Origin of the sequence: Streptomyces sp. B21-083 (assembly GCF_036898825.1) — a bacterium.
GTDB lineage: Bacteria > Actinomycetota > Actinomycetes > Streptomycetales > Streptomycetaceae > Streptomyces.
On the sequence record NZ_JARUND010000001.1, the window covers coordinates 1,891,162 to 1,910,488 of the forward strand.

The window sequence follows — 19,327 nt, forward strand, 5'->3', positions numbered from 1 at the left end:
CCGCTCACCCCTTGATCCCGGAGTTGGCCATGCCCTCCACCAGGAACCGCTGGAAGGCGAGGAAGAACAGCACGATCGGCAGCAGCGCGATCACCGACATGGCGAACATCGGGCCGAAGGCGGAGGTGCTGGACGCGTCCACGAACGAGCGGAGCGCCAGGGTGAGGGTGAACTTGTCCGGCGAGAAGAGGTAGATCAGCTGGGTGAAGAAGTCGTTCCAGGTCCAGATGAAGGTGAAGATGGCGGTGGTGATCAGCGCGGGGCGGGTGAGCGGGAGGATCACCAGGAAGAAGGAGCGGAACGGGCCGCAGCCGTCGATGCGTGCCGCCTCCTCCAGTTCTCTCGGCAGTCCGCGCATGAACTGCACGATCAGGAAGACGAAGAACGCCTCCGTGGCGAGGAACTTGGGCAGGATCAGCGGCCAGTAGGTGTTCACCATGCCGAGCTGGTTGAAGATGATGTACTGCGGGATCAGTACCGCGTGGTGCGGCAGCATGATCGTCGCGATCATGAACGCGAAGAGCGGGCCCCGGAAGCGGAAGCGCAGCCGCGCGAAGGCGTAGGCCGCCAGGGAGCAGCTGATGACGTTGCCGAGGACGGCGCCGCCCGCGATCAGCAGGGAGTTGGTGAGCAGGCGCCAGACGGAGACGTCGTTCACGCCGTCGAGGGCTGTCTTGTAGTTGGACCATTCCAGGTGGCTGGGCAGCAGGTCGAGGCTGGCGATGACCTCGTTCGCGGGCTTGAGGGAGGTCGCGAGCAGCCAGGCCAGCGGGTACAGCATGACGAGCAGCGCGGCCAGACAGGCAATGTGGAGGGCGATCCGCCGCCGGGCAACGGGCTTGCGCCCGACGGGAGTCGGGGTCGCGGTGGTCGTCATCGGACGCCCCCTTCGGTGTCGGAGGCGTAGAAGACCCAGGAGCGCGAGGTCCGGAAGAGTATGGCGGTGACGGCGCCGATGACGAGCAGGAGCACCCAGGCCATGGCGGACGCGTAGCCCATGTGGGAGGCGACGAAGCCCCGGTCGTACAGGTAGAGGGTGTAGAAGAGGGTCGAGTCGGCCGGGCCGCCCTTGCCGCCGCTCACCGCGAAGGCGGGGGTGAAGACCTGGAACGCCTGGATCGTCTGGAGGACCAGGTTGAAGAAGATCACCGGGGACAGCATCGGTACGGTGATGGAGCGGAACTGACGCCACCGGCTCGCGCTGTCCACCTCGGCCGCCTCGTACAACTCCCCCGGGATCTGCTGGAGTCCGGCGAGGAAGATGACCATCGGGGCACCGAACTGCCACACGGTCAGCAGGGCCACGGTGACGAGGGCCCAGCCGGGCCGGAAGATCCAGCCGCCGGTGCCGAAGAGGTTGTCGACGGTGCCGCCGTCGTTGAACAGCGCCCGCCAGACGAGGGCGACGGACATCGAGGCGCCCAGGAGGGAGGGGGCGTAGAAAGCGGAGCGGTAGAAGGCCCGGCCGCGTTTCATGTTCTTCAGGGCGAGGGCGACGACGAGGGCGAGTCCCAGCTGGAGCGGGACCGCGATGACGACGTAGGTGAGGGTCGCGACGACCGACCGCCAGTAGCGCGGGTCCTCGGTGAACATCTGCGTGTAGTTGCGCAGGCCCACCCAGTTCGGCGAGTTGAACATGTCGTAGTCGGTGAAGGAGAGGTAGAGCGACACCGCCATGGGGAGCAGGGTGAGGACGCAGGCACCCAGCACCCAGGGGGACAGGAACACCCAGGCGGCGCCCTCGCGTTGTCGTTTCGGCCGCTGTTCGGGGGTGGCCTGCGCGGTGCGGGCGGGGGCCGGTGTCTCGGTGGTGGTCATGACCGCAGCTCCGCCTTCGCCTCGGTGACGTAGTCCTGGGCCGCCTCGCGCGGCGACATCCGCTCGTACGACACCTGGTCGTAGTCGCGCTGGAAGGTGGTCTGCAGGGCGCTGTCACCAGAAGGGGGTGCCTGGGGCGGGGTGGCGAGCTTTCCTTCGAGGGTGGCCTGGTAGGCGTAGATCGTCTTGTCGAAGTCCTTCAGCTTCGGGGCGAGTTCCTCGCGGATCGACTCGTTGACGGGGATGCCCCGGGTCGCGCCGAGAATCGCCGCGGCCTCGCGGTCGTTGAGCATGAAGTCGACGAGGAGCGCGGCCTGTTCGGGGCTGCCGGTGTCGGCGGCGACGCCCATGAACATGGAGGGCTTGAAGTACTGGCCGGGGGTGCCGTCCGGGCCCGACGGCATGGGGGCGAGAGCGATGCCGTCCGGGATCAGAGCGAGGTAACCGCTGGCCGGAGCGTCCCAGTTCATGTCGGACAGGGCCTTGCCGCGGCCGAGCGGGGTGTTCTCCACCGAGCCGTCGAGCTGGGTGGTCTGCTCGGCCGGCGAGACGACGCCTTCGCGGCGCAGTCCGTCGGTGAACGTCCACCAGCGGGTCAAGTCATCGACGGTAAAGCCGAGTTCATGGCCCTCGGTGTAGAGGGACCTGCCCTGGCCGCGCAGCCAGACCTCGAAGGCGTCCTCGCTCTGCCCGGGGTCGGTGCCGCCGGGTTTGCCGGTCTTCTTCTTCAGCACCCGCATGGCGTCGGCCCATTGGTCCCAGGTCCAGCCGCCGGCCGAGGCGTCGGCGGGCGGCTCCAGACCCGCTTCCTTCCACTGGGTGGGGTCGTGGACGACGGCCTCGGTGCCGCGTCCCTGCGGGACGGCGTACTGCTTGCCGTTCAGTTTGCCGGTGGCGAGCAGTCCGGGCTCGAACTCCCCTGTCCTGAGAGTGGTTCGCTGTGTGCCGAGGTCGAGGAGGACACCGCCGGAGGCGTACTGGTCGATCATCCGGTAGTCGAGCTGCATGACGTCGGGGGCGTCCCCGCCGGCCGCCTGGGTCGCCAGCTTCTGCTTGTAGGCGTCGTAACCGGCGAACGAGGTCTGGACGTCGACGTCCGGATGCTTCTTCTCGAAGAGGTCGACCGCCGCCTGGGTCCTGGCCGCCCGGTCCGGGTTGCCCCACCAGGTGTACCGCAGGACGACCTTGCCGCCCGCGCTCGTCGAACCGTCCGGGCCCAAGCAGGCGGTGAGTGCGGCACAGAGGGCGACGGCGAGCCCCGTGGCGACGGCCGCAGCCGCCTTCCGTGACCGCCTGGGCTTCTTCCCCGTCCGGGACTTCTTCCCTGTTCTGGTCCTCGTCCGGTTTCCGGGCATGAGTGGGTCACCTCTTTCGCTAGAAAGCGCTTCCACCCCCTCGAAGTCGACCCTAGGGAAGGTCCGGATGTCAGAACAAGACCCGTGCACCGATCATGCACCGATCACCACGTCAGATGGAGGTCCCGAGGAGAGCGGTGGATCATCGTCGGGCGCATGGTGACCGGGTGGCCCTCGGCCAGTCGCAGCCCCGGCAGGCGGCTGGTCAACTCCTCCAGGGTGAGCCGGAGTTGCTCGCGGGCGAGCTGGGAGCCGGGGCAGGCGTGGGCGCCGAGACCGAAGGCGAGGTGACGTACCGGGCTGCGGGTGATGTCGAACTCGTCCGCGCGGGGGTGCCGCTCGCCGTCCCGGTTGGCGGCGCCGAAGGCGACGAACAGCGTGGCTCCGGCGGGGAGTTCGGTGCCCGCGAGAGTGACCGGGCGGGTGGTGACGCGGCGGAATCCCTGGAGCGCGGTGTCGTACCGGGCGGCCTCCTCCACGGCGGCCGGGATGCGGTCGGGTTCCGCGCACAGCAGCTCCCACTGGGCGGGATGCCGGAGTAGATGGAGAACCGTCGTGCCGATGAGCGCGGTGGTGGTGAGATGTCCGGCGATCAGCAGGTTCTGGAGGTGGGACACGGCCTCGTGGCGCTGGTCGAGGGTGAGTTCGCCACTGTCGTCGTCGGCTTCGCTGTCGCCGGGGGTGGTGACGGAGGCGACGATCTCCGTGCAGAGGTCCTCGCGGGGTTCGGCGTGCCGGGCGCGGGCGTACCGGTCGAGGATGTGCTGCGTGGCGACGACGTCCTGGGCGGCGGCGGTCTGCTCGTCCTCCAAGAGGGGCCGGAAGAGGAGTTCCTCGGCTCGGTACCCGCCGTGCACGACGGCCGAGACATCGGCGGGGTCGAGTCCGACGATCCTGCCGATGACCTCTCCGGGTAGTCGGCGGGCGTACGCGGACATCAACTCCACGCGTCCGCCCCTGTGTTCACCGGCCTCACCCCGGTCACCGTGCACGAACGCGTCGACCAGGGCGGCGGCACGCTCGGCGGCGTACGGCACGACGCCGGCGACCCGGGCGGGCGAGAGGCCCTTGACGATGGGTGCGCGCAGCTCCTGGTGCCGGGTGCCGTCCGCGCCGACGACGACTGGCCGCCCGCCGAAGCCGCCGCCCAGCACGCCGAGCGCGGCGGGCGCCGGCATGACGTCGGGGCGCAGCGCACCGGCCGAGGAGAAGTCCTGGTCGCGACGGAGCACTTCGCGTACGTCTGCGTCCCGGGCGACCAGCCAGGCATCGAGTTCGGCGACGAAGGTCAGCCCTTCGGCGGCGTGGGCGCGGGTGTAGTGCGGATAGGGGTCGCTCTGCAACTCGTCGAGTCTGTCGTGCGGTTGACGGTCCACGCGGTGCCCTCCGGCCGGGGGTGCGGATCACGGGTCACGAGGTCGCGCCCATGGTGTCGTACACCGCGCGGAGGCGGAAGCGGCCGTCGGGCCACAGCCTCACCCCTGGCCTGCCGGTCCCGCTCCGGCGCGCCATCCGTCAACCCCGTGTGTGTCCTGGACCGACACGGACCGCACGATCCCGGAACGCACCGTGCGGCACCGTCGGGTTCCCTACGATCGTGGGGTGGTCAACTTCCTCCTCGAACGTACGGTGCCGCTCCCCCTCGACGAGGCCTGGAGCCGGCTCACGGCGTGGCCCCGCCACGCCTCCGTGGTCCCCCTGACCCGCGTCACGGTGCTCACCGCCCCGCCGACCCACGAGGGCACGGTGTTCGTCGCCCGCTCGGGGATCGGTCCCCTCGCCTTCGACGACCGGATGGAGGTCACCGTCTGGCGTCCCCCGACGGACGACACCCCGGGACTGTGCCGCCTGGAGAAACGCGGCCGGGTCGTCCTGGGCTGGGCGGAGATCGAGGTGAGCCCGGGCCCGGGGGGCCGCTCGCGGGTGATCTGGCGCGAGGAGTTGCGCGTACGCCTGCTGCCGTCGCTGCTCGACCGCCCGCTGGAGGGTGCCTCGCGGTATGTCTTCGGGCGGGCGGTGAACCGGCTGCTGAGGACGGGGTGACGGACGTTTCGGTCGACTCCGGGTGCCGGCGGTACGGCCGGCCGGGGGAAGGAGAGAGCGTGCGGCTGGAGCTTCAGTTCGACTCGGGTCCAGGCGCCACTGGGAGCAGACTCACCGTCAGGTCCGTGGTCTGTACGGCGATCTGCGCACCCTCGGTTTCCTCCGGGTCGAACGCGGGACGGAGGCCGCGCCCGAGGAGTCGATGGCCGGAGTCGGGCACGACCTCGCGGTCCGGGTGGCCGGCGGCGCCTTCTCCGCCGCCGCGTTCAAGGCCGGCGAGCGTCCACGAGTACCCGCCCGGACGCGGCACCCGGTGACCCGCAAAGGCGCGCAGGGAGTTCAACTGGGATACGCGCCACCGAAGTTGACCTGAAGAACGACCTGAAGTCGACCTGACGTCACCTGCCGGTCAGGCCACCGACCCGATCCGCCCCACCGGTGCGGACGCCGAGGTGACGTCGTGGTGGATCGGCGTGTGCGCCCCCGTCAGCGAGACCCCGCTGCCGCCACGCCGGTCGGCGACGATCTCCGACACGATGGACAAGGCGGTCTCCTCGGGCGTACGAGCGCCCAGGTCCAGTCCGATCGGCGACCTGAGGCGTGCCAACTCCAGCTCGGTGACGCCGACTTCGCGCAGTCGCTCATTGCGGTCCAGGTGGGTTTGGCGGGAGCCCATCGCGCCGACGTAGGCCACGGGAAGCCGCAGTGCGAGCTGGAGCAGGGGTACGTCGAACTTGGCGTCGTGGGTGAGGACACACAGGGCCGTACGGGCGTCCACGGCCGTCCGTTCCAGGTAGCGGTGCGGCCACTCGACGACGATCTCGTCCGCCTCGGGGAAACGGGCGCGCGTCGCGAACACCGGGCGGGCGTCGCACACCGTCACGTGGTAGCCGAGGAACTTGCCCATGCGGGCCAGCGCGGACGCGAAGTCGATCGCGCCGAACACGATCATCCGGGGCGGCGGCACCGACGACTCGACCAGAACCGTGAGCGGTGCTCCGCAACGAGAGCCCCGCTCTCCGATCTCCAGGGTGCCGGTGCGGCCCGCGTCGAGCTGGGCGCGCGCCTCGGCGGCCACCGTACGGTCCAGCTCGGGATGCCCGCCGAAGCCGCCCTCGTACGAGCCGTCCGGGCCGACGAGCAGGGCCCGGCCCAGCAGCTCTCCCGGGCCGGAGACGATCCGCGCCACGGCCGCCGCCTGCCCCTTCGCGGCGGCGGCCAGCGCCGACGCGAACACGGAACGGACGGGCGCCGACGCCCGCACCGGCGTCACCAGGATGTCGATGACGCCGCCGCAGGTCAGACCCACGGCGAAGGCGTCGTCGTCGCTGTACCCGAAGCGTTCGAGGACCGATTCGCCGTCCACCAGGGCCTGTTGGCACAGCTCGTACACCGCGCCCTCCACACAGCCGCCGGAGACCGAGCCGATCGCCGTGCCGTCGGCGTCCACCGCCAGGGCGGCGCCGGGCCGGCGGGGCGCGCTGCCGCTCACGGCCACCACGGTGGCCACGGCGAAGTCACGTCCCTGCTCGACCCACCGGTGCAGTTCTTCGGCGATGTCCAGCATCTCGGTCTCCTTGACGACAGTCGGGCGGAAGGGCTTGCGGGGCTCGGCTAGTGCACGCCCAGCCAGCCCTCAAGAGGATTGAGGGCGAAATAGACGAAGAAGATGCCTGTCAGGGCCCACATGAACGCACCGATCTCCCGTGCGCTGCCCTGCGCGATCTTGATGGCGACGTACGAGATCACGCCGGCCGCGACACCCGCCGTGATCGAGTACGTGAACGGCATGATCACGACGGTCAGGAAGACCGGGACGGCGGTGGCGCGGTCGGCCCAGTCGACGTGCCGGGCGTTCGACATCATCATCGCGCCGATCACCACCAGGGCCGCCGCCGCGACCTCCCCGGGCACGATCGCCGTCAGCGGTGTGAAGAACAGACAGGCCGCGAAGAACAGGCCGGTGACGACGGAGGACAGGCCGGTGCGGGCACCCTCCCCCACGCCGGTCGCCGACTCCACGAACACCGTCTGGCCCGACGCGCCGGCGACACCGCCGATCGCCCCGCCCGCGCCGTCGATGAACAGCGCCTTGGACAGGCCCGGCATCCGGCCCTTGTCGTCGGCGAGTCCGGCCTCCGTGCCGACGCCGATGATCGTCGCCATCGCGTCGAAGAAACCGGCGAGGACGAGGGTGAACACGATCACGCCGACCGTCATCGCGCCGGCCTGCCCCCAGCCGCCGAACTCGACGTCCCCGAAGAGCGAGAAGTCCGGCATCGACACCGCGCTGCCGTGCAACTCCGGTGCACCGCTCGCCCATTGCTTCGGGTCGATGACGTCCGCCGCGTTGAGCACGACGGCGAGCACGGTACCGCTGACGATGCCGATGAGGATGGCGCCGGGCACGCCTCTGGCCTGCAGCATGAAGATGAGGAGGAGGGTCGCGGCGAACAACAGGACGGGCCAGCCCGCGAGTTCGCCGTCCGGACCGAGGGAGAGCGGGGTCGCGACGCCCTGGTGGACGAAGCCGGCCTTCACCAGGCCGATCAGCGCGACGAACAGACCGATGCCCATGGTGATCGCGTGCTTCAGCGCCAGCGGGATCGCGTTCATGATCATCTCGCGGAGGCCGGTGACGACCAGCAGCATGATGACGACGCCGTACAGCACGCACATGCCCATCGCCTGCGGCCAGGTCATGGCGGGCGCCACCTGCGAGGACAGGACGCCGGACACGGACAGGCCGGCCGCGAGCGCGAGCGGGACCTTGCCGAGGAAGCCCATGAGGAGCGTGGTGAGGGCTGCCGCGAAGGCGGTGGCGGTGATCAGTGCCTGCTGGCCGAGGGTGTTTCCGGCGGCGTCCTTGCCGGAGAGGATCAGCGGGTTGAGAAGCAGGATGTACGCCATCGCCATGAAGGTGGTGATGCCGCCGCGTATCTCTCGGGCGAGGGTGGAGTCGCGGGCGGTGATGTGGAAGTAGCGGTCGAGGGGGGATCGGGCGCCTGGGGGCGCCTCGATGGGCCTTGGCCGTACCGACTGCTGGGTCACGGTGCCGTCTCCCAAGGTTCATAGGGGATTGGGAAGGTGCACGACCCGGGGGACGGCCCGAGGCGAACGGGGGGTGCTTGCGGGGTGCGTTGTCGGGCGCGGGTGGGTGGGTGGGGGCCGGTCGCGCAGTTCCCCGCGCCCCTGAAAAGCCGGGGCTGCGCCCCGTGCTTTTCGGCCCGCGGGGAACTGGTCACCGGTCCGACTACGCCGTGCCCGTGAGGTGTTCCGGGCGTACCGGTGTCTTCGTGAGGTCGAGGCCCGTCGCGTTGCGGATAGCCGCCAGGACGGCCGGAGTTGATGACAGGGTCGGTGCCTCGCCGATGCCTCGGAGGCCGTACGGGGCGTGGTCGTCGGCCAGTTCGAGGACGTCGACCGGGATGGTCGGGGTGTCGAGGATGGTGGGGATCAGGTAGTCCGTGAAGGACGGGTTGCGTACCTTGGCCGTCTTGGGGTCGACGATGATCTCCTCCATCACCGCGATGCCCAGCCCCTGGGTGGTGCCGCCCTGGATCTGGCCGACGACCGACAGCGGGTTGAGCGCCTTGCCGACGTCCTGGGCGCAGGCCAGCTCGATGACCTTCACCAGGCCCAGTTCGGTGTCGACCTCGACGACCGCCCGGTGCGCGGCGAACGAGTACTGGACGTGTCCGAAGCCCTGCCCGGTGCGCAGGTCGAAGGGTTCGGTCGGCCGGTGCCGCCACTCCGCCTCGACCTCGACGGACTCCTCGCCCAGGACGTCGACCAGGCCGGCGAGGACCTCACCGGCGTCCGTGACGACCTTGCCGCCCTCCAGCAGCAGCTCGGCCGTGGCCCAGGCGGGGTGGTAGGAACCGAACTTGCGGCGCCCGGCGTCCAGGACCTTCTCGCGGACCAGCTCGCACGAGTTCTTGACGGCGCCACCGGTGACGTACGTCTGCCGGGAGGCCGAGGTCGAACCGGCCGAGCCGACCCGGGTGTCGGCGGGCTGGATCGTCACCTGGGTGACGCCCAGCTCGGTGCGCGCGATCTGGGCGTGGACGGTGACCCCGCCCTGACCCACCTCCGCCATGGCCGTGTGGACCGTGGCCACCGGCTCACCGCCGACCACCTCCATCCGTACCCGGGCGGTCGAGTAGTCGTCGAAGCCCTCGGAGAAGCCGACGTTCTTGATGCCGACCGCGTAGCCGATGCCCCGGACCACGCCCTCGCCGTGGGTGGTGTTGGAGAGGCCGCCCGGCAGCTGGCGTACGTCCGCCGCCTCGCCCGCCGTCAGCCACTGCTGCTCCGGCGGAAGGGGCATCGCCTTGACGCGGCGCAGGAGTTCGGCGACGGGGGCCGGGGAGTCGACGGCCTGTCCGGTGGGCAGCAGGGTGCCCTGTTCCATGGCGTTGAGGCGGCGGAACTCGACCCGGTCCATGCCCACCGCGTCGGCGAGCTTGTCCATCTGGGCCTCGTAGGCGAAGCAGGCCTGGACCGCGCCGAAGCCGCGCATCGCGCCGCAGGGCGGGTTGTTGGTGTAGAGGGCGATGCAGTCGATCTCCACGTCGTCGACGACGTACGGGCCGGCGCCGAGCGAGGCCGCGTTGCCGACGACCGCCGGGGAGGTGGAGGCGTACGCGCCGCCGTCGAGGACGATCCGTGCCTTCAGGTGGGTCAGCTTGCCGTCCTTGGTGGCCCCGTGCTCGTAGGTGAGCTTCGCGGGGTGCCGGTGGACGTGGCCGAAGAAGGACTCGAAGCGGTTGTAGACGATCTTCACCGGTTTGCCGGTGCGCAGGGCGAGCAGACAGGCGTGGATCTGCATCGACAGGTCCTCGCGTCCGCCGAACGCGCCGCCGACACCGGACAGTGTCATCCGGACCTTGTCCTCGGGCAGGCCGAGAACGGGCGCGATCTGGCGCAGGTCGGAGTGCAGCCACTGGGTGGCGATGTACAGGTCGACGCCGCCGTCCTCCCCGGGGACCGCGAGGCCCGACTCCGGGCCCAGGAACGCCTGGTCCTGCATGCCGAAGGTGTACTCGCCGGTGACGATGAAGTCGGCGCGGGCGCGGGCGGCCTCGACGTCGCCGCGGACGATCGGCTGGCCGTGGACGATGTTCGGGTGGTCGACGTGGGCGAAGTGGCGGTCGGTGCGGTCCTCGTGGATGAGGATCGCGTCCGGCGCGGTCGCGGATGCCTCGTCGGTGACGACCGGCAGTTCGCGGTACTCGACCTTGATCTTGGCCGCGGCGCGGCGCGCGGTCTCCGGGTGGTCGGCGGCGACGATGGCGACGGGTTCGCCGTGGTGGCGAACCCTGCCGTGGGCGAGGACCGGGGTGTCCTGGACCTCCAGGCCGTAGTTCCGCACGTCGGTCGGCAGGTCGTCGTACGTCATGACGGCGTAGACGCCGGGCAGCGCGAGGGCCTCGCCCGTGTCGATGGAGACGATCTCGGCGTGCGCGACCGTGGAGCGCAGGATCTGGCCCCAGAGCATGTCCTCGTGCCACATGTCGGAGGAGTACGCGAACTCGCCGGTGACCTTGAGGGTGCCGTCGGGGCGGAGCGTGGACTCGCCGATGCCGCCCTTGGTCTTCGAGCCCTGGGTGACCTTGGTGGGGGTCCCGAGGGGCGCGTTCTTGCCGGGCATGTCAGACCGCCTCTCCCTGTCGGGCCGCCGCCAGCCGGACCGCGTCCATGATCTTCTCGTAGCCCGTGCAGCGGCACAGGTTGCCCGACAGCGCCTCGCGGATGTCCGCGTCGGTCGGGTTGGGGTTCTGCTCCAGCATCTCGTCGGCGGCGACCAGCAGACCGGGCGTGCAGAAGCCGCACTGGACGGCTCCGGCGTCGATGAACGCCTGCTGGATGGGGGCGAGTTCGGTGCCCTCACCGGTCTGGGAGTCGGTGGCCGGTGAGGCGGTCGCGCCCTTGGGCTGCCACTGCCTGGCCGCGTCAAGTGACGTACCGCAGGCGCCCGTTCCGCAACTGCCGTGCGCCGCACGCTGTTTGGCGTGGTCGGCGAGCCCTTCGACCGTGACGACCTCGCGCCCTTCCACCTGCCCCGCAGCGACGAGGCACGAGCACACCGGTACGCCGTCGAGGCGGACGGTGCACGATCCGCACTCGCCCTGTTCGCAGGCGTTCTTGGAGCCCGGCAGGCCGAGCCGCTCCCGCAGGACGTAGAGCAGGGACTCGCCCTCCCACACGTCGTCGGCCTCCTGAGGCCGTCCGTTGACCGTGAAACTGACGCGCATTACGCGACTCCCTCCGTGTGGGCGGCGGTGCCGCGGTACGACTCCCAGGTCCACGTCAGCGTGCGCCGGGCCATCACGCCGACCGCGTGGCGGCGGTAGCTCGCGGTGCCCCGGACGTCGTCGATGGGGTTGCAGGCGCCCGCACACAGTGCGGCGAACTGCTTGGCGACCGACGGCGTGATGATCTTCCCGTTGTCCCAGAAGCCGCCCTCTTCGAGCGCCGCGTTCAGGAACTCCTCGGCCGTCTTGGCCCGGACGGGTGTGGGCGCCGCCGAACCGATCCCCGTACGGACGGTCCGGGATTCGGGGTGCAGCGCGAGCCCGAAGGCGCAGACCGCGATGACCATGGCGTTGCGGGTGCCCACCTTGGAGTACTGCTGGGGCCCGTCCGCCTTCTTGATGTGGACGGCGCGGATCAGCTCGTCGGGGGCGAGGGCGTTGCGCTTCACACCTGTGTAGAAGTCGTCGATCGGGATCAGCCGGGTCCCCCGGACGGACTCGGCCTCGACCTCGGCCCCGGCGGCGAGGAGCGCCGGGTGGGCGTCACCGGCCGGGGAGGCGGTGCCGAGGTTGCCGCCGACGCCTCCTCGGTTGCGGATCTGCGGGGAGGCGACCGTGTGCGAGGCGAGGGCCAGGCCCGGCAGCTCGGCGCGCAGGTTCTCCATGATCCGGGTGTACGGAACGGAGGCGCCGAGCCGCACGCTCCGCTCGCCGGTCTCCCACTCGTACAGATCTCCGATACGGGTCAGGTCGAGGAGGTACTCGGGCCGGCGGTGGTCGAAGTTGATCTCGACCATCACGTCGGTGCCGCCCGCGAGAGGCACAGCGGTGGGGTGCTCGGCCTTCGCGGCGAGCGCCTCCTCCCAGCTGGCGGGGCGAAGGAAGTCCATGACCGGCTCTTTTCCTCTTCGTCGCGTACGTGGGTGCCAATGGCTCGTTCATGCGCTGTTCACGTGCGGTGAGGCCAGTACACAGGGCTGTGCTCCACCGGGGTCAGTCACGGAAACCATGAAGGAGTTGGCTGGCCAGGGCAATCGTCTTGTAGATTCGTATGAACAGGGGCCATCGGTAACCTCTCCGATTTTCCCTGGAAACAGTGATCGCCGCGCAGGCGCGAAAGCGCGGCTCTCGGACAGAACGGCGGCGACGAGAATGCGGCTGCGCGCACTGCTGGACACGGACGCGCTGGGCCTCACGCTGCTCGGCGGCGAGGACGAGCTGGACCGCGCCGTACGAGGGGTGATGACCACCGACCTCAGGGACCCCAGCCGCTACCTCTCGGGCGGCGAGCTGGTGCTCACCGGCCTGGCGTGGCGCCGGGACCCGGCGGACTCCGAGGCGTTCGTACGGCTCCTGACGGGGGCCGGGGTCGCGGCGCTGGCCGCCGGTGAGGCCGAGCTGGGGAACATCCCGGACGACCTGATCACGGCCTGTGCCCGGCACCGGCTGCCGCTGTTCGCGGTGCACGAGTCGGTGGCGTTCGCTTCGATCACCGAGCATGTCGTGCGGCAGGTGTCCGGGGAGCGGGCCGGCGATCTGGCGGCGGTCGTGGACCGGCACCGGCGGATGATGACCTCCGGTCCGGCGGGCGGCGGCCCCGACGTCGTCCTGGACCTGCTCGGCTCCGACCTCGACCTGCGCGCCTGGGTTCTGTCCCCCGCCGGCCGTCTCATCGCGGGCTCGAAGGTCTCCGGCCCCGCCCCGGCGCCCGACGTGTGCGCGACGCTGGCGGCCGAGCACCTGGCGGCGGCCCGCACCGGCAGACGCGGACCGCACCGGGTGGCGGTGGGCGGCACGGCGTACTCCCTCTTCCCCGTGCGCGGCAACAGCCGTACCGCCGCCGATCAGGGCGGTTCGCGGGACATGCGCGAGACCCTGCTGTCCGAGTGGCTGCTCGCCGTCGAGGCGGACGCCGGGGACTGGCCGGCGGAGCGGCTCGATCTGCTCCAGGGCGTCACCCAGCTGATCGCGGTCGAGCGCGACCGGCGCGACGCGGCGCACACGGTACGGCGGCGGCTCGCGCAGGAGGTCCTGGAGCTGGTGCAGTCGGGCGCGGCGCCCGCCGAGATCGCGGCCCGGTTGCGGGTCGCCGCGCCGGTGCTGCTGCCCGGCCTCGGCGCGGCCCCGCACTGGCAGGTCGTCGTGGCCCGCGTGGACTGGGCCGGCGGTGAGATCGAGGGCGGCCCGGTGGCCCAGGCTTTGCTGGAGGAAATCCTTGTCGACCCGCTGCTGACGGGCCCGGAGCACTCCGACCGGATCGCCGTGGCCCATACGGGGGACGAGGCGGTCGCCCTCGTTCCGCTGCCTGCGGTGTCGTCCGAGCACGACGGTTCGGAGGCGGGGATCCTGGCCGAGGAGCTGCTCGCCGCCGTACGGGACCCGCTGTCGGCGGGTCTGGACGACAACGGGCGGCTCACGATCGGGGTCAGCGCGACCGTCCATTCGGCGGAGGGGCTGCGCGGGGCGCTGGAGGAGGCACGGCACGCCCGCCGGGTGGCCGGGGCGCGTCCGGGCCGGGTGTGTGCGGCGGGCCATCAGGAGCTGGCCTCGCATGTGCTGCTGCTCCCGTTCGTCCCGGACGACGTCCGCCGCGCCTTCACTGCCCGGCTCCTGGACCCCCTGCGGGACTACGACCGGCGCCACCGGGCCGAGTTGATCCCGACGCTGGAGGCGTTCCTGGAGTGCGACGGCTCGTGGACGCGGTGCGCGGCCCGGCTGCATCTGCATGTGAACACGCTGCGGTACCGGGTGGGGCGGATCGAGCAGTTGACGGGCCGTGAACTCTCCCGCCTGGAGGACAAGCTGGACTTCTTCCTGGCACTGCGGATGAGTTGACACGACGGGCCCCACCGGACACCCCGGGGTGCGGGGCGTGCGGTCCTGACGCACGCCGGGTGACACCGGCCGCGCGGCAACCGGGGCACGCAATCTTCCCCGACTTTGTGAATTCTTTCACCTACCCCCTTGGCCCGGCACCGGGATTCGTGCTGAGATGCCGCCACACTCAACAGGCTCGATGGCGTGCTCGGGGAGGGCAACGTGGCGCATACCGCCATGTCTGGTTCCGGAACGACTTCTGGTGACGATCCACTCCAGACCGCGGTATGGCGGCTGCGCTCACGCGCCTGCTGGGCGGATGCGGCGGCGCTGCTTGACCCCGGCACGGCCGACGCCTCGCTCCAGCGGGCGGCGCTCTTGGTGGAGCGGTGCCTCTACACCGAGCAGGGTTGGGGGGAGGCCGAGGACGCGCTGCGTACGGCGGAGGCGGTGGCCCAGAGCGACGACGAGCGGGGCGCGGCGGCATGCGAGCGTGGGCAGTTGGCGTACGCGTCGACCCTCCTCGGCGTACGGGACCGCGCCGACGAGGCGCGGGCCGCGCTGGGCCGGGCGGCGGCGTTGATCCCGCCGGGGGCGTCGGGGCGGGCGGTGCTGGACTTCCGGCGGGGGCTGCTGGCCGAGAACCTCGCGCGTTCTCCGCAGGCGGCGCGGGCCGCGTACCGGCGCGCGCACGCGGGGGCCACCGCGCACGCCGATCCGCTGCTGCTGTCGTTCACTTGGCGTCATCTGGCCGGACTCGCCCTGCGCGAGGGGGAGTTGGCGGAGGCGCGACACGGGTTCAGTGAATCGCTGCGGATTCGGGAGGAGTTGGGGTATCTGGTGGGGACGGCGCCCGCGTTGGCGTCGCTCGCCGATGCGGAGTCCGAGCCGGAGGCTTCGCGGTTGCGGGCGGAGGCGGGGCGGTTGTTCCGGTTGCTCGGGGGTGTACCTACCTGGCTGGCGCGGCAGTTGGCTCCGCCGGCGGCGTCTGCGTGACCGCGCCAACCGGGTGGGGTGGTTCGGTTGAGTGCCGAGTGCGCCGTGGCTTGTCGCGCAGTTCCCCGCGCCCCTGCCGTTGGTTCAGTGAGCGCCTGTTACGTGTTCCCGTACCAGAGACTGGACCACTGCCGCGTCTCTCGCCTCCAAGGCGTCCAGTAGAGCCATGTGATCGTCCGCGTCTGCCATGAGGGCTGCTCGGCTCGTGTCGGCCTTCGTGTCCACCAGGGGCCATTGGGCGCGGCGGTGGAGGTCGTCGGCGAGCTGGACGAGTTGGGTGTTGCCGGCGAGGGACAGGACCGCCCGGTGGAAGGCGCGGTCGGTCTCCGCGTAGGTGGCCCGGCAGCCGGTGGACGCCGCTCGGGCCGTCGCCTCGGCGAGTGGGCGCAGTTCCGTCCAGCGTTCGGCGGGGACCGTGCGGGACAGGCGGAGCAGGACCGGGAGTTCGAGCAGGGCGCGGATCTCGGCCAGCTCCGCCAGCTCGCGGGCGCCGCGTTCCACGACGCGGAAGCCCCGGTTGGGGACGACCTCGACGGCGCCCTCCAACGCGAGCTGCTGCATCGCCTCGCGGACCGGTGTCGCGGACACCCCGAACCGGTCGCCCAGCGCGGGGGCCGAGTACACCTCACCGGGCGCCAGCTCGCCTCCGACGAGCGCGGTGCGCAGCGCGTCGAGGATCTGCCCGCGCACGGAGGACCGCTGGACGACGGGCCGTGTCCGGGCCGGAGGTGTCTGCGCGGGGCGGGACCGGTCGGGGTGGGACCGTTCCGGGCGAGGCACCGGGATCGGCTGCTCACTGTGCGTGTGCTCACCCCGGGCACCGTCGGCCGCCGCACCCGCGCTCGCGGTGTCACGAGCCGTCGGACCGCTCGCCCCGAAACCCCACCCGCGGTCCACGTCCGCCGCCGTGAGCTGCGGAGGAACGCGTACGGCGCCCGGGTGTGAGACCGGGGCCCCTGTCTCGGGCGAGCCGTGCGCGCCCTGTGGGCCGGCGTGCTGCACGGGGGCCTCCTCCGGGCTAGATGGCACCTTGACGGCACATGGGGTCATTGCGGCGGGTTGTTACTCGCCCGTCAAGCACCATAGGCGCACATTCCGTCAGTTCAAATCCCGATTCGGGTCCAGGTTCGGATCCGGCCGGGATCCAGGCCGGATCCGGTGCCGAATCCGGATCACATCACGGGCATGACGGGTAAGGTAAGGCTTACCTTTGATCTTCGAGCGAGCTATCGAGATGCGGTGGTCCCGGCATGTCCGCTCCCATCCAGACCCGGTCCGCCCTCGCGGACGCGTACGACCGGCTCGCCGAGGTCTACCCGGCCGCGGCCGTCACCGAGCTGGATCCCGGGCAGGCGCATCCGCGCGGCGCCGGATGGGTGCGGGCCGCCGGGCTCGCGGCCGGCGACGGCGACCTCGACTCCTTCCTCGACTGGGACGACGAGCAGGTGCTGCGGGACTACGGGGAGCGGGGCCGCCCGGACGTCGTGGCCGGTTTCGGACTGCACCGGTACGCGTGGACGGCGTGTCTGCTGATCACCGTGCCGTGGTTCCTGCACCGCCGGGTGCCCCGGCTGCCCGTGGAGGACGTCTCCTACCACCGCACCGACGGGCGCTTCAGCGTCCGCACCGGCGCCTTCGCCTGTCTGCCCGACGACCCGGCGGCGGTCCAGCCCGGGGCCCGGGTGGTCGGAGACGAGGAGGCGCTGCGCGGGGAGGTGCGGGCGGCGCTCACCGAACACCTGGAGCCCCTGCTCGGCGGTTTCGGGCCACGGATGCGGCGGCGCGGGCGGGCCCTGTGGAGCGTGGTGACCGACGACGTCGTGGAGGGCCTGCACTACATAGGACAGGTCGTCGGCGAGGCGGACCGCGCGCGGCGCGAACTGGAGCTGCTGCTGCCGGGCTCGACCCGGCCGTTCGTCGGCTCGGCGGGCTTCCGGGAGGTGACCGGGCCGGACGGTGCCACGCTGCCCACCCGGGACCGGGCCAGTTGCTGCTTCTTCTACACGATCCGCCCGGACGAGACGTGCGACAACTGCCCCCGCACCTGCGAGAACGACCGCATCGCCAAGCTGAAGGCCGCCGCCGCGAGTTGAGACACCCTCAGCGACGGACCCCTCCCCGTGGGGCCCGCGGGGCGTGCCGTAGGATCCCGCCGTAAGATCACGTTCGTCTCAGGCTCCCCATGGTTACGGGCACTTCACAAGTTCCTCACTTTCCGCAGGAACTTTCCGTGGAACCACCCGTACGGGTAGTCTTATTCGAACTCAACTCCCGCCCCTCAAGCGGCAGTTCGAGCAGAATGCCGCCCTGAGCATCCCCTTGCACCTCCTTAGGCGGCCTCTTGCCCCGAAACCCCCTGAGGGCTGAGGGGATTGGGCCACTATGGCGGGCGTTACGCCCTATCCCAATGCAAGGGACCCCAGATGAGACTGACCGACATATCGCTTAACTGGCTGCTTCCGGGCGCCGTACTGCTCCTGGGCGTGCTGGCGGCGGTGGCGGTGCTCTCGCGCGGCAAGCGCTCCTCCGGGGCGAAAGCGAGCCAGGACGACTCGTGGGAGCGCACCGAAGAGCGCCGCAGGCGCAAGGAAGCCATTTTCGCCACGGCGTCCTACGTCCTCCTCTTCTGCAGTGCGGCGGTCGCCGCGGCGCTCTCCTTCCGCGGCCTCGTCGGCTTCGGCGAGCAGAACCTGAACCTCACCGACGGCTGGCAGTACCTCGTCCCGTTCGGTCTGGACGGAGCGGCGATGTTCTGCTCCGTGCTCGCGGTGCGCGAGGCCAGCCACGGTGACGCGGCCCTCGGTTCCCGGATACTGGTGTGGATGTTCGCCGCCGCCGCCGCCTGGTTCAACTGGGTGCACGCGCCCCGGGGCCTCGACAACGCGGGCGCCCCGCAGTTCTTCGCCGGCATGTCCCTGTCCGCCGCGGTCCTCTTCGACCGCGCGCTGAAGCAGACCCGCCGGGCCGCCCTCCGCGAACAGGGCCTCGTGCCGCGTCCGCTGCCGCAGATCCGTATGGTCCGCTGGGCGCGGGCGCCCCGTGAGACGTACAAGGCCTGGTCGCTGATGCTCCTTGAGGGTGTGCGCAGCCTGGACGAGGCGGTCGACGAGGTGCGCGAGGACCGGCGTCAGAAGGACCAGGCGAAGATGCGCCGTCGTGAGCAGGAGCGGGCCGAGCGCGCGCACCTCAAGGCGATCAGCCGGGGCCACCGCGGCCCGTTCGGCGGCGGCGGTGGCGGCGGTGGCCGGCAGCAGGTCGAGGTGGAGCGGGCGCCCGCCCAGGTCACCTCGGAACCTGCCATATCCACCGCGGAGCAGCTGCCTCTGCGCGCCCGTCACTCCCTTCAGCCCGTTCGCGGCACCAGTGACTCGATCACTGTCGACCTGACGGCGGAGGACGACACGATGGCCCTGCCCCGCCTGGACTCCCTGGAGCGCAAGCTCCGGGACCTCGAGCAGCAGTACGGCTGAGCCGAACCGCTGAGCACGAGTTGAGCGCTGGTTGAGCGTGAACCGACATGGGGGCGTGGCCTGTTCAGGCCGCGCCCCCGTTCAGTTCGAACCACACCGCCTTGCCCACGCCGTGCGCCTGGACTCCCCACGCGTCGGCGAGGGACTCCACCAGAACCAGGCCTCTGCCATGCGTACCGTCGTCGGCGACCGGTGCGCGCAGCCTCGGCCGGCGTCCCACGAAGTCCCGTACCTCTACGCGTAGTCCGTGCGGCGAGACGGTCGCCGTCAGTACCGCGTCGCGGTCGGTGTGGACCAGCGCGTTGGTGACCAGCTCGCTGGTGAGCAGTTCCGCTATCTCCGAGCAGCCGGGCCGCCCCCAGTGTCGCAACAGGTCGCGCAGTGCCCTACGGGCCTCCGGCACCTCCCGCAGATCCGAACAGCCCAGCCTGCGCCTCATGTGCGACGCCTCCCCCCGGTGCATGCCATCGTCGTCGCCGATGGCGTTGCCGTTGTCGTCGTTGCCGTGGTCGTTCTCGGTCGTTTCCTCCGCCGTTTTCGCCGAGAAGGCCCCGATGGTTACGGGGCCGCC

17 protein-coding genes are annotated in these 19,327 nt (G+C 71.0%); 6 read left to right on the forward strand and 11 right to left on the reverse strand.

Annotated elements, in window-relative coordinates; all coding sequences use genetic code 11:
- Nucleotides 1–4: 4 nt before the first annotated feature.
- The 4 genes from QA861_RS08320 to QA861_RS08335 all read right to left on the reverse strand — a co-directional run bounded on the left by QA861_RS08320 (nucleotide 5) and on the right by QA861_RS08335 (nucleotide 4,549).
- Nucleotides 5–877, reverse strand: a complete 873-nt coding sequence (locus QA861_RS08320) for a carbohydrate ABC transporter permease (protein ID WP_334587564.1) — start codon at nucleotides 875–877, stop codon at nucleotides 5–7.
- Nucleotides 874–1,818, reverse strand: coding sequence for a carbohydrate ABC transporter permease (locus tag QA861_RS08325; RefSeq protein ID WP_334587565.1), 945 nt, complete (start codon nucleotides 1,816–1,818; stop codon nucleotides 874–876). The genes QA861_RS08320 and QA861_RS08325 overlap by 4 nt, the downstream gene beginning before the upstream one ends.
- Nucleotides 1,815–3,173, reverse strand: a complete 1,359-nt coding sequence (locus QA861_RS08330) for an ABC transporter substrate-binding protein (protein ID WP_334587566.1) — start codon at nucleotides 3,171–3,173, stop codon at nucleotides 1,815–1,817. Before QA861_RS08330 ends, QA861_RS08325 begins: the two co-directional genes overlap by 4 nt.
- A gap of 104 nt (nucleotides 3,174–3,277) precedes the next feature.
- A complete protein-coding gene (locus QA861_RS08335) occupies nucleotides 3,278–4,549 on the reverse strand; it encodes a cytochrome P450 (protein WP_334587567.1) in 1,272 nt (423 codons plus the stop codon).
- A 226-nt stretch (nucleotides 4,550–4,775) separates the two neighbouring features.
- Between QA861_RS08335 and QA861_RS08340 the strand changes: the two genes are divergently transcribed.
- Both QA861_RS08340 and QA861_RS08345 read left to right on the forward strand, forming a co-directional pair.
- On the forward strand, nucleotides 4,776–5,216 hold the full coding sequence (locus tag QA861_RS08340; protein ID WP_334587568.1) for an SRPBCC family protein: 441 nt from the start codon (nucleotides 4,776–4,778) through the stop codon (nucleotides 5,214–5,216).
- A gap of 202 nt (nucleotides 5,217–5,418) precedes the next feature.
- On the forward strand, nucleotides 5,419–5,589 hold the full coding sequence (locus tag QA861_RS08345; RefSeq protein ID WP_334587569.1) for a hypothetical protein: 171 nt from the start codon (nucleotides 5,419–5,421) through the stop codon (nucleotides 5,587–5,589).
- A 36-nt stretch (nucleotides 5,590–5,625) separates the two neighbouring features.
- Here QA861_RS08345 and QA861_RS08350 read toward each other — a convergent pair whose 3' ends face one another.
- The 5 genes from QA861_RS08350 to QA861_RS08370 form a co-directional block, all read right to left on the reverse strand.
- The gene (locus QA861_RS08350; RefSeq protein ID WP_334587570.1) at nucleotides 5,626–6,783 is read right to left on the reverse strand and encodes an XdhC family protein; all 1,158 of its coding nucleotides are present in this window, start codon (nucleotides 6,781–6,783) and stop codon (nucleotides 5,626–5,628) included.
- 47 nt (nucleotides 6,784–6,830) lie between these two features.
- Nucleotides 6,831–8,267, reverse strand: a complete 1,437-nt coding sequence (locus tag QA861_RS08355; RefSeq protein ID WP_334587571.1) for an NCS2 family permease — start codon at nucleotides 8,265–8,267, stop codon at nucleotides 6,831–6,833.
- Nucleotides 8,268–8,469: 202 nt separating this feature from the next.
- The gene (locus QA861_RS08360; protein WP_334587572.1) at nucleotides 8,470–10,869 is read right to left on the reverse strand and encodes a xanthine dehydrogenase family protein molybdopterin-binding subunit; all 2,400 of its coding nucleotides are present in this window, start codon (nucleotides 10,867–10,869) and stop codon (nucleotides 8,470–8,472) included.
- Nucleotide 10,870: 1 nt separating this feature from the next.
- Nucleotides 10,871–11,473: a (2Fe-2S)-binding protein gene (locus QA861_RS08365; protein WP_334587573.1), complete on the reverse strand. Its 603-nt coding sequence runs from the start codon at nucleotides 11,471–11,473 to the stop codon at nucleotides 10,871–10,873.
- Nucleotides 11,473–12,363, reverse strand: a complete 891-nt coding sequence (locus QA861_RS08370) for an FAD binding domain-containing protein (protein ID WP_334587574.1) — start codon at nucleotides 12,361–12,363, stop codon at nucleotides 11,473–11,475. Before QA861_RS08370 ends, QA861_RS08365 begins: the two co-directional genes overlap by 1 nt.
- Before the next feature lie 262 nt (nucleotides 12,364–12,625).
- Between QA861_RS08370 and QA861_RS08375 the strand changes: the two genes are divergently transcribed.
- Both QA861_RS08375 and QA861_RS08380 read left to right on the forward strand, forming a co-directional pair.
- The gene (locus tag QA861_RS08375; protein ID WP_334587575.1) at nucleotides 12,626–14,308 is read left to right on the forward strand and encodes a PucR family transcriptional regulator; all 1,683 of its coding nucleotides are present in this window, start codon (nucleotides 12,626–12,628) and stop codon (nucleotides 14,306–14,308) included.
- A 204-nt stretch (nucleotides 14,309–14,512) separates the two neighbouring features.
- Entirely contained in the window at nucleotides 14,513–15,286 is a 774-nt protein-coding gene (locus tag QA861_RS08380) for a hypothetical protein (RefSeq protein ID WP_334587576.1), read from the forward strand.
- 84 nt (nucleotides 15,287–15,370) lie between these two features.
- On the opposite strand, the gene QA861_RS08385 is transcribed toward QA861_RS08380, so the two are convergent.
- Entirely contained in the window at nucleotides 15,371–16,288 is a 918-nt protein-coding gene (locus tag QA861_RS08385) for a GntR family transcriptional regulator (protein WP_334587577.1), read from the reverse strand.
- A 248-nt stretch (nucleotides 16,289–16,536) separates the two neighbouring features.
- On the opposite strand from QA861_RS08385, the gene QA861_RS08390 reads away from it, so the two are divergent.
- Both QA861_RS08390 and QA861_RS08395 read left to right on the forward strand, forming a co-directional pair.
- Nucleotides 16,537–17,379, forward strand: coding sequence for a (2Fe-2S)-binding protein (locus tag QA861_RS08390; protein ID WP_334587578.1), 843 nt, complete (start codon nucleotides 16,537–16,539; stop codon nucleotides 17,377–17,379).
- Between the two features lie 330 nt (nucleotides 17,380–17,709).
- Nucleotides 17,710–18,756 carry a DUF2637 domain-containing protein gene (locus QA861_RS08395; RefSeq protein WP_334587579.1) on the forward strand — a complete coding sequence of 349 codons (1,047 nt, stop codon included), beginning with the start codon at nucleotides 17,710–17,712 and terminating at the stop codon, nucleotides 18,754–18,756.
- Nucleotides 18,757–18,820: 64 nt separating this feature from the next.
- Here the strand turns inward: QA861_RS08395 and QA861_RS08400 are convergent, their stop codons facing one another.
- Nucleotides 18,821–19,219: an ATP-binding protein gene (locus tag QA861_RS08400; RefSeq protein WP_334590492.1), complete on the reverse strand. Its 399-nt coding sequence runs from the start codon at nucleotides 19,217–19,219 to the stop codon at nucleotides 18,821–18,823.
- Nucleotides 19,220–19,327: the final 108 nt, after the last annotated feature.

Excerpts from the sequence above, each read along its gene's own strand:
- QA861_RS08320 (WP_334587564.1), bottom strand. The coding sequence starts at position 877 with ATGACGACCACCGCGACCCCGACTCCCGTCGGGCGCAAGCCCGTTGCC.
- QA861_RS08325 (WP_334587565.1), bottom strand. The coding sequence starts at position 1,818 with ATGACCACCACCGAGACACCGGCCCCCGCCCGCACCGCGCAGGCCACC.
- QA861_RS08330 (WP_334587566.1), bottom strand. The coding sequence starts at position 3,173 with ATGCCCGGAAACCGGACGAGGACCAGAACAGGGAAGAAGTCCCGGACG.
- QA861_RS08345 (WP_334587569.1), top strand. The coding sequence starts at position 5,419 with ATGGCCGGAGTCGGGCACGACCTCGCGGTCCGGGTGGCCGGCGGCGCC.
- QA861_RS08350 (WP_334587570.1), bottom strand. The coding sequence starts at position 6,783 with ATGCTGGACATCGCCGAAGAACTGCACCGGTGGGTCGAGCAGGGACGT.
- QA861_RS08360 (WP_334587572.1), bottom strand. The coding sequence starts at position 10,869 with ATGCCCGGCAAGAACGCGCCCCTCGGGACCCCCACCAAGGTCACCCAG.
- QA861_RS08365 (WP_334587573.1), bottom strand. The coding sequence starts at position 11,473 with ATGCGCGTCAGTTTCACGGTCAACGGACGGCCTCAGGAGGCCGACGAC.
- QA861_RS08370 (WP_334587574.1), bottom strand. The coding sequence starts at position 12,363 with ATGGACTTCCTTCGCCCCGCCAGCTGGGAGGAGGCGCTCGCCGCGAAG.
- QA861_RS08375 (WP_334587575.1), top strand. The coding sequence starts at position 12,626 with ATGCGGCTGCGCGCACTGCTGGACACGGACGCGCTGGGCCTCACGCTG.
- QA861_RS08390 (WP_334587578.1), top strand. The coding sequence starts at position 16,537 with ATGTCCGCTCCCATCCAGACCCGGTCCGCCCTCGCGGACGCGTACGAC.
- QA861_RS08395 (WP_334587579.1), top strand. The coding sequence starts at position 17,710 with ATGAGACTGACCGACATATCGCTTAACTGGCTGCTTCCGGGCGCCGTA.
- QA861_RS08400 (WP_334590492.1), bottom strand. The coding sequence starts at position 19,219 with ATGCACCGGGGGGAGGCGTCGCACATGAGGCGCAGGCTGGGCTGTTCG.